This is a genomic window from Sorangium sp. So ce385, from assembly GCF_051474135.1.
Taxonomy (GTDB): domain Bacteria; phylum Myxococcota_A; class Polyangia; order Polyangiales; family Polyangiaceae; genus Sorangium; species Sorangium cellulosum_D.
In genome coordinates, this window is the sequence record NZ_CP150337.1 from 6,247,425 (window position 1) to 6,259,369 (window position 11,945).

Annotated in this window: 9 protein-coding genes and 2 tRNA genes; 2 read left to right on the plus strand and 9 right to left on the minus strand. The window is 73.5% G+C overall.

What is annotated here, in order from left to right; translation table 11 throughout:
• Window positions 1-19 precede the first annotated feature (19 nt).
• Window positions 20-1,675 carry a murein biosynthesis integral membrane protein MurJ gene (murJ, locus tag WME83_RS22750; protein ID WP_437321387.1) on the plus strand — a complete coding sequence of 552 codons (1,656 nt, stop codon included), beginning with the start codon at window positions 20-22 and terminating at the stop codon, window positions 1,673-1,675.
• Here murJ and WME83_RS22755 read toward each other — a convergent pair.
• Window positions 1,644-2,234, minus strand: coding sequence for a protein-tyrosine phosphatase family protein (locus WME83_RS22755; RefSeq protein ID WP_437321388.1), 591 nt, complete (start codon window positions 2,232-2,234; stop codon window positions 1,644-1,646). The genes murJ and WME83_RS22755 overlap by 32 nt on opposite strands.
• 105 nt (window positions 2,235-2,339) lie before the next feature.
• Between WME83_RS22755 and WME83_RS22760 the strand changes: the two genes are divergently transcribed.
• A complete protein-coding gene (locus tag WME83_RS22760; protein WP_437321389.1) occupies window positions 2,340-4,031 on the plus strand; it encodes a L,D-transpeptidase in 1,692 nt (563 codons plus the stop codon).
• Window positions 4,032-4,093: 62 nt separating this feature from the next.
• Here the strand turns inward: WME83_RS22760 and WME83_RS22765 are convergent.
• The 8 genes from WME83_RS22765 to WME83_RS22800 form a co-directional block, all read right to left on the minus strand.
• Window positions 4,094-4,170: transfer RNA gene (locus tag WME83_RS22765), tRNA-Met, on the minus strand.
• A gap of 105 nt (window positions 4,171-4,275) precedes the next feature.
• Window positions 4,276-5,673, minus strand: coding sequence for an energy transducer TonB family protein (locus WME83_RS22770; RefSeq protein ID WP_437321390.1), 1,398 nt, complete (start codon window positions 5,671-5,673; stop codon window positions 4,276-4,278).
• 95 nt (window positions 5,674-5,768) lie between these two features.
• Complete coding sequence (locus WME83_RS22775) at window positions 5,769-6,572, minus strand: TatD family hydrolase (RefSeq protein WP_437321391.1); 804 nt, start codon at window positions 6,570-6,572, stop codon at window positions 5,769-5,771.
• An 8-nt stretch (window positions 6,573-6,580) separates the two neighbouring features.
• Entirely contained in the window at window positions 6,581-8,854 is a 2,274-nt protein-coding gene (locus WME83_RS22780) for a PrkA family serine protein kinase (RefSeq protein ID WP_437321392.1), read from the minus strand.
• Window positions 8,855-9,007: 153 nt separating this feature from the next.
• The gene (locus tag WME83_RS22785; protein WP_437321393.1) at window positions 9,008-9,532 is read right to left on the minus strand and encodes a hypothetical protein; all 525 of its coding nucleotides are present in this window, start codon (window positions 9,530-9,532) and stop codon (window positions 9,008-9,010) included.
• Window positions 9,533-9,763: 231 nt separating this feature from the next.
• Window positions 9,764-11,050 carry a serine/threonine-protein kinase gene (locus tag WME83_RS22790; RefSeq protein WP_437321394.1) on the minus strand — a complete coding sequence of 429 codons (1,287 nt, stop codon included), beginning with the start codon at window positions 11,048-11,050 and terminating at the stop codon, window positions 9,764-9,766.
• Between the two features lie 13 nt (window positions 11,051-11,063).
• Entirely contained in the window at window positions 11,064-11,819 is a 756-nt protein-coding gene (locus WME83_RS22795; RefSeq protein WP_437321395.1) for a zinc ribbon domain-containing protein, read from the minus strand.
• A gap of 35 nt (window positions 11,820-11,854) precedes the next feature.
• Window positions 11,855-11,928, minus strand: a tRNA-Ile gene (locus WME83_RS22800).
• Between the last annotated feature and the right edge of the window lie 17 nt (window positions 11,929-11,945).

Consider the following 11,945-nt stretch of genomic DNA (forward strand, 5'->3'; position numbering starts at 1 on the left):
GTCTGATAGAAGCGGCGCCGTGCCGCCCGACCCCGATCCGCCCGCCGCCACGCAGGCAGGGACCACGCCGGCGAGCGCTGCCCCCGGCGCCGCCGCGGCGGCCGGCGCGAGCCGGCCGGCCGCCGGACACGAGGCGGCGCCCAGCGCGGCGCGATCGACGGCGATGGTCACCGCGGGGATCATCCTCTCACGGCTCGTCGGGCTGATCCGCCAGCGGGTGACGGCGCACTTCTTCGGCACCTCCGAGCTCGCCGACGTGATCGCGGCGGCGTTCCGCGCCGGGAACATCACCCAGAACCTCCTCGGCGAGGGGACGCTCTCCGCGACCTTCATCCCCGTCTACGCGCGCCTCCGCGCGGCGGGCGACGCGCGGCGCGCGGCGCACTTCGCGCTGTCCGCCCTCGGGCTCCTGCTCGTCGCCGCCGCGGCGGCGTCGCTCCTCGGCGTGCTCGCGGCGCCGTGGCTGTCCTTCCTGGTCGCCGCGGGCTTCGACGAGGACAAGCTCGCGAGCACGACGCGCGTCGTCCGGATCATCTTCCCGATGACCGGCCTCCTCGTGCTCTCGGCGTGGGGGCTCGGCGTGCTGAACGCGCACCGGCGGTTCTTCCTCCCCTACGCCGCGCCCGTCGCGTGGAGCGCCGCCCAGATCGCCGGGATGCTCGCCTGCGGGGCGTGGCTCGGCATGCGCGGGGAGCCGCTCGCCGAGGCGCTCGCGTGGAGCGCGTTCGCCGGCGCCGCGCTGCAGCTCGCGCTGCTGCTCCCCTCGGCGCGCGCGCTGCTCGGCGGCCTCGCGCCGCGCCTCGACGCGCGCGACCCGAGCGTCCGGGAGGCGGCCGGGAAGCTGCCCGCCGCGCTGCTCGGCCGCGGGGTCATCCAGGTCTCCGGGCTCGTCGACACGCTCCTCGTGAGCTTCCTCGGCGCCGGCGCGAACGCGGCCTTCAACTACGCGCAGACGATCTACCTCCTGCCGATGAGCATCCTCGGCACGGGGGAGGCCGCGGTGGCCCTGCCCGAGATGGCGCGCGACACGGCCGAGGCGGACGTCGCGCGGCGCAACGAGGCGCTGTCGCGCCGCCTCGGCGCCTCGCTCGCGCGGATCACGGTGCTGACCGTGCCGGCGACGGCCGTGTTCCTGGTGCTCGGGCGGGAGCTCATCACGCTGCTCTTGCAGACCGGGACGTTCGATCGGGCGTCGACGGCGCGGGTCGAGCCGCTCGTGGGCGCCTACGGGCTCGCGCTGCTCGGGAACGCCGCGGGGCGCGTGCTGATCACCGCCTCGTTCGCGCTCGGGGACACGAGGACGCCGGCGCGCTACGCGCTCTACCGCGTGCTCGTCAGCACCGCCGTCGCGCTCGTCCTGATGCGGCGGCTCGACGTGCTCGGCGTGGTGCTCGGCGCCGTGATCGCCGGGTGGGTCGAGGCGATCGCCCTCGCGCTCCGCGTGCGGCGCGAGATCGGCGGGCTCGGGCTGGATCAGATCCGGGTCGGCCGCGTCGCCGCGCTCACGGCGGTCTCGGTCGGATGCGGCGCGGCGCTGCGGGCGGCGCTGCCGGAGGCGATCGCCGCCACGCCGTGGGGCGCCGCGCTCATCCTCGCGGCGTGCGGCGGGGCCTTCGCGGTCGCGGCGCCCGCGCTCGGGCTCTTCAGCCTGAGATCGCTCCTGCGCAGGAGGTGAGCGCGCCCTCGCGGTGCCAGGCGACGTAGCGCTCGACGAACGCGCGCTGCGCGCGGCTCAGCGCGACGCGCGGCCGCCGCCGCTCGAGCAGGGCGATCGCCTCGCCGACCTCGAGGCCGCCGCGGGTGGCGAGGTAGCAGAGCGCGATCGTGACGCTCCGCCCGACGCCGCTCGCGCAGTGGACGTGGACGCGATGGCCAGCGCCGAGGTGGCGCTCGAGGAACGCCACGCCGCGCGCGGCCTGCTCGAGCGTGGGCGCGCACATGTCCCAGCACGGGACGCGGAGGTACTCGACGCCCGCCGCGCGCAGCGCGAGCACCGGGTCGTAGAGCTCGCGCGACACGTTGATCACCGCGCGGACGTCGAGGCGCCGGAGCTCGGCGACGTCGCCGGGGAGGAGGAACCCGCCGATCAGGAGGTTCGGGCTCACCCACGTGCGCCACGGGTGCCGCGGTCGGAACGACGCGGCGGCGCGGCGCAGCGCCAGGAATCCATAGAAAACCACGGCATAGGGCGCGAGCAGGAGGAACACCAGCGCGGGGCGGAGGCGCACGCGCATCTCATGGCGTCGGCGTGCGCGCGGCGCCAGCGGCCGGGCGGCGCGCGCGCCGCGCTGGGCCCCGGAACTTGGCCCGGGGCGCGCAGGTCGGGCATGCGTCGGCCGATGCCGCTCGCTTCCATGCCGACGGAGCTCTCCCGGCCGGTGTCGCCTCCGGACCCCGGGGCGCCGCCGCCCTGCGCGCCGCGACGCTCCGCGCGCGGCCAGCGGCCCCGTCGCATCGACGGGCTCGCGGGCCTGGTCGTCGTGCTGGCCGTGTCCGGCTGCAAGGCGAAAGCCGCGTCGGTGGAGCTGTCGAAGGACGAAGCGGGCGGCGGCGAGCTCGAGATCGTCGCGGTGCCCGCGGACGGGCCCAAGCTGGTCGCCCTGCGCGCGGGGACGCCCGTGCTCGCGCGCCCGCAGGCCGGCGCGCGCACGATCGGCGAGCTCTATCCTGGCGCCGCCGTGGTGCGGTCGTCGGAGCCGTACGGGCGCGCGGGGTGCAGCGGAGGGTGGTACGCGATCCGCCCCCGCGGCTTCGTCTGCGCGGGCGACGGGGCGACGCTGCACACCGACGTCGTCGCGGTGCTGCCGGCGCCCCCCGACCTGTCGCGGCCCCTGCCCTACCGCTACGGGCGCGCGAGGACGCAGGGCACCCCGGCGTACTCCGGGGTGCCGAGCCGCGAGGAGCTGCGGCACGCCGAGCCGGATCTCGATCGCCACCTCGAGCGCGCGCAGCGCAGCGACGCGCAGCTCGGCGCGTCGGCCAACGACGTCCCGCTCGACGAGCGCGGCGTCGCCACCGGGCCGCCGGTGCTGCTGCCGCAGCAGCACGGCGTCGGCGAGGACGGGCGGAGGACCGAGTCGGGCTACTTCGTGTTCCCGCTCGCCGACGCGGTCGCTCCGCTCCCGCCCCTCGCCGCGCTCGGGATCGAGCTCGGCGCGAAGGACGGCGCGCCCGTCGACCTGCGCGCCGCGATGAAGACGGCGGCGCTGCGCAAGGGCAGCGGGGTCGCGATCACCCGCACCTTCACCGCGGGGGAGGCCGACGGCCGCAGGCTCGGCGTGACGCCGGACGGCCGCCTCATCCCGACCGATCGGCTGCAGGCCGCGCTCGGCTCGCCGTGGCACGGCCTCGACGTCGAGAAGGTCGGGCTGCCCGTGGCGTTCGTGCATCGCCACGACGTCACCACGTGGTCGATCGGCCGCGGCAAGGCGACGCCCAACGATGAAGAGCTCGAGCGGCGCACGGGCGTGCCGCTCACGGGCAAGTTCAGGACGGTGGACGGCACGCGCTTCGAGGAGGCGCGCGACGGCTTCTGGTTGCGCGCGCAGGACCTCGTCGTCATCGTGCGGCGCTCGAAGTTCCCCGAGTTCGCGAAGGGCTCTCAGCGCTGGCTCGACGTCAGCCTGGCCAACCAGACGCTGACGGCCTACGAGGGGCAGAAGCCGATCTACGCCACGCTGATCTCCTCGGGCCGCGATCAGCTCCGCGACCCGGAGTCGAGCGCGTCGACGGCGCGCGGCACCTTCCGCGTGCGGAGCAAGCACGTGACGCGCAACATCGATCCGCGCGAGGTCGCCGACAGCTTCGACGTCGCCGACGCCCCGTGGGTGATGGACTTCGCGCCGGGCCACGCGATCACCGGCATGTACTGGGGCGCCGGGGTCGGCGAAGCGCAAGGCTTCCACGACATCGCGCTGACGCCCGTCGACGCGCGGCGGCTCTTCCTGTGGGCAGAGCCGGAGCTCCCCGACGGCTGGCACGCGGTGCACAGCAGCGGCGAGGAAGGAACCCTCGTCCACGTCCGACCTTGAGGAGCATGTCGCGAGCGCTGGTACCCGATTCAGGGATACCAGCGGACGACTGTCACCATTTCTGGTGCCGAAGGAGGGAATCGAACCCCCGACCCGGCGCGTATGAAACGCCTGCTCTAGCCAGCTGAGCTACTTCGGCAGAAGCGAGGGCGGACTAGTACCGCCCCGTTCCCACCCTGTCAAGCGATGTCTTGCGCGCTGCGACGCTGTCGACGTGCTCGGGCGACGTGCTCGGGCGACGCGCTCATCGCTCGTCGTTCATCGTGCGCGCGGGGAGCTGCGGCAGGACGGCGGGGTTCCTCGCCTCGAAGGGCATCGACCACCGGAAGCTCTCGCCGAGCTCGGGGGGCACCGGCGGGTACGGCGCGCCGCGCAGCACGGCGCGCCGGCAATTCTCGTCGAACTCCGGGATGCCGCTCGGCCGCGTCACCGATGCGCTGCTCACGGTCCCGTCCGCCCGGATCACGAAGGTCACGATCACGGTCCCCTGGAGCCCCTCGCCCGCAGCCCACTTGGGGAACGCGTCGGCCCAGAGCGGGTGCAGCTTGGCCATGACCTGCCGCATGTAGAGGCTGCGGCGGCGATCGAGCGGATCGTTGTCGAGCAGCCGGCCGCGCCCCGAGCCGAGCGCGCTGGAGCGCGCGCCGCTGCCCGCCACGCCGCCCGAGCCGGTCGCGCCCGGCCCCGCCTCTCCGCCCGGACCGAGCCCGCGCGCGCCGCCGGCCGAGCTCGCATGAACGAGCGACTGGATCGCCGTCGCCACCTCCTGCTCGCTGTCGACCGTGTCGTTCGGGCGCCCCGCGACGTCGGCGGGGACCGAGGGCGTGCCCGCGGCGACCATCGGCCGCGCCAGCGGGACCGCCGCGCTGTCGCGATGATCCGCGCCGGGCCGCCCGTCGCGCACGCCGAGCCCCGCGGACGAGCGCTCGCCCCCCTCCACGGCCCCGCCGACCGCGCGCGGCGTCGCTCCGAGGGACAGCGTCGCGCCGGGCGCGCCGGCCTCGTCGGCCGCGCCCTCGGCGCCCGCCGGCCGCGCCGCGGCGCCGAGCGCGCCGCCCCGACGCTCGGGCGCGCCGCTGTCGCGCGCCCCGACCGACGGATCGCGCTCGGCCGCGGCCCGTCGCTCGGGCCGGCTGCCGACGCGGCCGCCGGCGAGGAACGTGAGCTCCATGGGCTCCCGGCTGGCGCGCCAGTCCTCGCGCGACGCGCGGCGCGACGACGAGCGGATGCGCTGGATCTGGCTCCTGTCGAGCCGCGAGCGGACCTCGGGCGACAGGAAGGTCGCGTCGTCCCTGTCCGCGAGGTTCAGCGCGGGCAGCGCGGCCGCGTCCGTGCCGCCGCGGCCGCGCGTGCCCGTGTCCGGCCGCGCTGCGGCTTCGCCTCCGCCGCGCGCGAGGCTCGCGGGCAGCTCGGGCGCGATCGCCGGCGCGCTGTCGAGCGTGCCGTCCGAGACCACCGGCAGCTCGATCTCGATCGTCGCGCTCGGCGCGGCCGGCGCGCCGGCGATGCGCGCGACCGTCACCTCGCGCGTCGAGAGCGAGCCCGCGACGATCGCCGCGCCTGCCCCGACGAGCCCGGCGTGAGCAGCGACGGAGAGCGCCCACGCGGATGCGATCCGGCGGCCGTCGCGAGATCTCTGCATCGTCCTGTCACTATGGCTCGAAACGAACACGAGGCGAGCCCGGAGGCGGAACCGCCGGAAGAAGCGCGGCGCTCATGTCCCACGTCGGGCGCGGCTCAGATAGCGGGCGCGGCGGGCGCGTCTCCCTTCGGGAGCCGCAGCCGCCGGCGGGTGTTCTCCGCGGTGCGCGCGGCGAGCGCCTCGAACGGCTCGCCCCGGAGCTCCGCGACGAAGCGGGCCGTGTGCAGCACGTGCCCCGGCTCGCACCGCTTGCCGCGGAACGGCACGGGCGCGAGGTAGGGGCTGTCGGTCTCGACCAGGATCCGGTCCCCGGGAGCCCACGCCGCGACCTCCTGGATCGCCCGCGCGCTCTTGAAGGTGACGATGCCCGAGAACGAGAGATCGAAATCGAGCGCGAGCGCCCGCTCGGCGAACGCGCGATCCTCGGAGAAGCAGTGGATGATACCGCCCACGTCGCTCGCGCCTGCGCGCTCCAGGATCGCGAGCGTGTCCTCCGGCGCTTCGCGCGTGTGGATGACGATCGGCTTCCGCACCCGCCGCGCGAGGGCGACGAGGTCGGCGAAGACGCGCTGCTGTGTGTCCTTCGGCGAGTGCATGTAGTGGTAGTCGAGGCCGATCTCGCCGACGGCCACGACCTCGGGGCGGCGCGCCAGCGCCTCGAGCTCCGCGAGCATCCTGTCATCCAGGGCGGACGCGTCGTGCGGGTGGACGCCGACCGCGGCGTGCACGTCGGCGCGCCGCGCCGCCAGCTCCGCCGCGAAGCGCGCCGCGGACAGGTCCGCGTCGACGCCGACGACCACGAACGCGTCGACGCCGGCGGCGCGCGCGCGGTCGAGGACGGCGTCCGCGCCCTCGCGGAAATGGTGAGGGTCGACGTGGCAGTGCGAGTCGATGAGCATGCTTCGGCTCAGGTGACGAGCTCCGCGAAGCGCGCGCGGAGCAGCGCGCTCGCGGCGTCGAGCGCGCAGCGATCGCAGTAGCCCATCCCGTGCAGCCGCTCCAGCGCGCGCGTCGCGTTCCTGCGCTCCTCCTCGCGCAGCTCGCCCCAGCCCTTCTCGGACTTGCCGTCGCCCTGCGCGTCTCGGAGGAGCGCGACGAGGTCGCGCACGAGCAGCGCCACGCCCTTACGCCGCTCCGTGAACACCGCCTCGCGCAGCTTGCGGATCTGCTGCGGGAACACGACCGCGTTCACGATCTTCTGACCCGGGTGGTCGATGGCCCACGCGGCGATCGCCGAGATCAGGCCGCGCCGGTGGTCGTCGTGCTTCGTGCGGACGCCGAGCAGCGCCTCCACCTCGCGCATCATGCGCTCGTCCGGGTTCTCGAAGTCGCCGGTGTGCGGGTTCCGGATCTTCTCGCCCTTCACCCAGACGCCGACGTGGGAGATGTACCGATCGAACAGCTCGGCGTAGCGGGTCTCGTCGACGAGGCCGCTCGCCGACCGCATCTCCTCCTCGATCGTGTCGAGCAGGCGCGTGCGCACGACCTCGCGGAAGAGCCGGTGGTCGTGGTAGCCGCCCGCGAGCTGCTTCTCCTTGAGCCAGTCGTACTCCGCCTGCCGCTTGCAGAGCGCGTCGAGCTCCGAGAGCACGGCGAACGGCGATAGGCACGCGTGGTCCGGGCTCTGCGCCGCGTCGAGCAGGAGCGTCCGAACCTCGCGCGGCGAGACGCCGAGCCGCCCCTCGAAGTCCACGGACGCGTCGCTCTCGTGGTAGATGGCCTCGATGCCCGCGCGCAGGACCTTCTGCGCCTCGGCGTCGAACCGCTCCGGCGCCGTGCCCGTCGCGAACAGCTCCATCTTCTCGACCGCGGTGAGGCTCGAGACGAGCGGCGCGAGCGCGTCGGGGTACCGCTTCGCCTCCGGCTGGCGCATGCGGGTGAGCACGGCGAACTGCGCGGCGACGCGCGTCGCGTGCGGGGCGACGTGGCGGGTCACGAACGGGACGATCTGCCCGTCGTAGATCGTCTGCTCGTCGAGGTAGCTCCGGAGGTAGGGCGCGCGCAGGAGCTCGAAGCGCCCGCGGAAGCTCGGGAACTCCGGGTGCTCCCGGAACGCGTTGAGGTGCACGTCGTTGGCGCTGCCGATCATGACGACGTTCGTCTGCAACGTCTGCTGCGGCAGGCTGACCTCGCCGGTCTCCAGCGTGAGCTGGAGGTAGCGGAAGGCGTCGAGCGGGCGCTTCAGGAGATCGCTGAACTCGAGCACGCCGCCGGCGGCCTCGATGAGCTCGCCGTGCGCCTCGAAGAGCGTCGTCGCCTGGAGGGAGGTCGGCAGCGAGGCGAGCGAGCGATCCGCCGTGATCTGCCGCTCGCCGGCGTCGACCGAGAGCTCCGGGCCGATCGTGACGGCGCCGACGCGGTAGCGGCGCGAGATGAAGTACCGCTCGACCTGGACGTGCCGCAGCGTCTCGACGAGCGAGCCGTTGCTCGCCACGAGGAGCGCCTCGAAGACCTGCTGGTTCTTGTGGGACAGCTTGCCGCTCATGAGCCACTCGGGCGGCGGCTCCGTCGCGCCGGCGTCCTCGTAGAGCTTCAGGATGAGCGCGCGCCGCTCGCGCACCGGGAGCAGGAACAGCGGGTGGTCCCGGAGCTCGATCACGAGCCGCGCGTCGATCTGATCGTCCTCGAGGTGGGCGTAGCTCGCGCCGTCCGCGGCGCTCGCCTTCACGTCGCCGCCGAAGCCGATCGAGCCGCGGGTCGTCTTGCGGCTCGGGAAGACCCAGTGGAAGCGGTACAGGGCGCCCTCGTCGAGGGTCGAGTAGTGCTCCAGCGCCCGCAGGATGCAGGCGGCGAGCGTGCTCTTCGCCGAGCCGTTCGGCCCGTGCATCAGGATGAGCCGGTTGGCCCTGCCCTCGCGCACGAAGTTGCAGAGCACCCGGTAGACCTCGGCCTGGAGCTCCTCGTGGCCGATCAGCGCGAAATCCCGCCCGTGATACGCGGCCGACGACGTCGCGCCCTGCTGCGCCGCCCCGTCCGCGGGGAGCTCCCACGGAAGATCGAACAGCTGGAAGCGGGTCAGCTCACCCCAGGGCTTCTTGATCGTCCGCGTGCCGAAATGATCGAACATGTCGCGGACGTAGCGAGCCGCGTCGCGCCCGAAGCGGACCGGGTTGGAGGCGAACAGCTCCAGGTACTGCTGGAAGGAGAGGACCCGCTGCTCTTCGTTGAAGCGCCGGGCCATCGATATGGCGATGGTGTCGAGCTCGGAGAGGGCCTTTCGAGCCCGCTCCGCCGCACTGCCTTGAACTGTCTGGCTGGGGCCGACCGCGCTGGGCTGGCCCCCCCGGCTACCGGAGGTGTCGTTATTCACGTGAGGCCGAGTTTACCGTTGGGCCTACTGCACGTCGATGACCGCCTCGAGCTCCTGCTTCTGCATCAGGCAGTTCGCGGCGCTACAGATGCTGAAGGAGAGCACGCCCGCCACCTTGGACTTGCCCTTCTTGGCCGCGACGAACGGGACCTTGAGGACGCCCTTGTTCTCCTCGAACGCGCCGTCTTCTCGCTTGAGCAAGGGCTTCGGGTAGGAGACGCCCTCGGCGGCCGGCTCAGTGACCTTGAACTTGATGGGGTATTTGTCGTTGATGTGGTAGTCGCCCTTCGACAGGAGCGAGACCTCGACGACCCCCTCCTGGCCGGCCTTGTACGTCCCCGTCGGCTTCATCTCGAGGGTGTAGACCGCATCCTCGACCTTCGATTTTCCGCCCTGGGGTGACGCCGCAGGCACATCCGCGACGCCGCGGGAGGTCGCCGCTTCGCTCTGGCTACACCCCGAGCCGACGACGGCGAGCCCGGAGAGGGCGATCAGGCACATCGCGGCGGGGAGAGGCTTGCGGGTCCGAGTTGAAGGATGAGTGCTCATGGTCAACACAAATAACACAGCGGCGGCTTCCGCGCGAACAGGGGGCCCCCCGCGCCCGTGAGGACGGGCGCCGGTGCCGCGGCGGCCGCAGCGCGCTGCGGCGGCCTCACGCGCTGCGGCGCCGCCACGGCCTCACGCGCCGCGGCGCTGCGGGGGCCTCCCGCGGCGCGACGGCCTCATGCGCCGCGGCGCCTGACGTGCGCGCGGTCGGAGGCGCCTCCACCCGCGATTTCAGCGCGAGATCAGCAGGGCGACGAGCGCACAGAGCAGCACGGCCGCGCTGGCCACCGCGGGGACGACCCACCGCGGCATGCGCTGGGGCACCCCCATGACGATATCCTCGGCGAACGCGTCGGTGGCCCCCGCCGACGGTGCGGCGACCGCGGCGGCGACGGGCGATCGCTCGGCGCCGGCGGCGGCCGCGCCGGCGAGCGCCGCGCCGGCGCCCGCCGCCCCTTGCCGGTGGCGGGCCAGCACGGCCGGCATCGCGGCGCGGATCCGGGCCGCGAGCTCCTTCTGCGGCATGTACGCCCAGTCGCGGTGAGACCCCGCGAGGCCGTACGCCTGACCGACGCGGTCGGCCAGCAGGCCGACGGACGGGAGGCGCGCCTCCGGGCTCTTCATGAACGCCTCCTCCATCACCGGATCGAGCGACGCCGGCACCCCGTACGCCTTGCCCGCCTCGCTCGGGGGCACCGGGTTGCTGCCCATGATGGCGACGAGGATCATCGGGCCGGTCGGCGCGTGGAACGGGACCCGCCCGGTGACGCACTCGAACACGATCGCCGCGACCGACCAGACGTCGGCGCGGTGGTCGAGCGCGAGCAGCCCCTGCGCCTGCTCGGGCGACATGTAGAAGGGCGAGCCGATCGTCGTGCCGACGACGGTCAGCTTCTTCGCGCCCTCGCTGTTGTCGCGCACGCTGCCGAAGTCGAGGATCTTCACCCGGTCGCCGTCGTGCGTGCCGACGAGGAAGATGTTGTCCGGCTTGAGATCGCGGTGCACGACCTTGCGCTCGTGGGCCTCCACGAGGCCCAGCGCCACCTGCGACAGCATCCGCACGAGGCGCTCGGGGGGCAGCACCTTGTCGCGCTTCAGGACCGTCCGCAGCTCCTCGCCCTCGAGGTACTCCATCACCAGCGCGAAGCTGTCGTCCTCGGTCTTCTCGAAGGCGAGCACCTCGACGATGTGCTCGTGGGGCAGCGACGCGCTGACCTCGAACTCGCGGTGGAAGCGCTCGACGCTCACCTCGTCGAGCGCGACCTCGGGGTGGAGGATCTTCAGGGCGACGCTGCGGCCAGCGCGGAGATCGAGCGCCTGGTAGACGCGCCCCATGCCCCCGTCCGCGACGATGCGCCAAACCTGATAGCGCCCGCCGCAGAGGGTCGCGCCGACGCGCCGGTCGTCCGGGTGCCGCGGCGGCGAGGCCTGCGCGACCGGGATGAGGCGCTGCCCGTCGACCGGGCAGAAGCCGCTGTCCTGCGAGAAGAGCCTGAAGCAGGCGGAGCAGGTCTTCAAGCCGCACCCGGGGTCAGGCGCGGGAGGGGTCCGCGGCCGGCGAGCTGCCCGGCGCGGGCTCTGGCGGCATGTAGTAGAGGATCCGGTTGCAGTTCGGGCACCGCTCGAACTCCTCCTGGCGGCGCATCTTCTGGAACATCATCGGCGGCACGGACAGGTGGCAGCCGAGGCACGTGCCGTCGTAGGTGCGGGCGATCGCGACGGGCCTGCGCGTGCGGATCGACTCGTAGCGACGGTACAGCACGACCGGCAGCTTGCTGACCACCTGCTGGCGCGCCTCGGCGCGCTGGGCGCGCTCGGCCTCGAGCGCCGCCAGCGACGCCTGCGTCCCCGGCGCGCTGCCGTCGATCGCCCCCGCGAGCTCGACGCGCTTCGCCTCGGCCTGATCGATCGCCCCGCGCGCGCCCTCGGAGGCGGCGTTCAGGCGCTCGATCTCTTCCTCGCGATCGCGGTGCAGCTTGCGCAGCTCCTCGATCTCGCGCTGCGCCGCGTTCGACTCGCGCTCGTTGCGGGAGCGCTGCAGCTTCTCCCGCGATCGCTCGATCTGGGTCGACATCTGACGGAGCTCGACGACGAGCTCGGAGCGCGTCTTCTCCATGGCCGCCAGGGTCTCCCGATCGGCCTTCAGCCGCTCCTCTAGCCGCTTCAGCTCGGACCGCATCCCTTCCAGGCTGCCGCGCTGCTTGTCGAGCTGCTCATCGATGCGGCGGATATCGCTGTCGATGGCCGACAGCTCTTCGAGGAATGCGATCTGCTCGCGGATGCTCACGTGCTTCCTTGTCTCCTTCTGTTTCGTGGCTTTCGTGGGCCCACCTGGACTCGAACCAGGAACAGCCCGGTTATGAGCCGGGGGCTCTGACCGATTGAGCTATAGGCCCTGGTGCATGAGCGAAGC

What these genes read in the sequence shown, in the direction of transcription:
- WME83_RS22755 (WP_437321388.1), bottom strand. Translation starts at nt 2,234, where the DNA reads ATGCGCGTGCGCCTCCGCCCCGCGCTGGTGTTCCTCCTGCTCGCGCCC.
- WME83_RS22760 (WP_437321389.1), top strand. Translation starts at nt 2,340, where the DNA reads ATGCCGCTCGCTTCCATGCCGACGGAGCTCTCCCGGCCGGTGTCGCCT.
- WME83_RS22770 (WP_437321390.1), bottom strand. Translation starts at nt 5,673, where the DNA reads ATGCAGAGATCTCGCGACGGCCGCCGGATCGCATCCGCGTGGGCGCTC.
- WME83_RS22775 (WP_437321391.1), bottom strand. Translation starts at nt 6,572, where the DNA reads ATGCTCATCGACTCGCACTGCCACGTCGACCCTCACCATTTCCGCGAG.
- WME83_RS22780 (WP_437321392.1), bottom strand. Translation starts at nt 8,854, where the DNA reads ATGGCCCGGCGCTTCAACGAAGAGCAGCGGGTCCTCTCCTTCCAGCAG.
- WME83_RS22785 (WP_437321393.1), bottom strand. Translation starts at nt 9,532, where the DNA reads ATGAGCACTCATCCTTCAACTCGGACCCGCAAGCCTCTCCCCGCCGCG.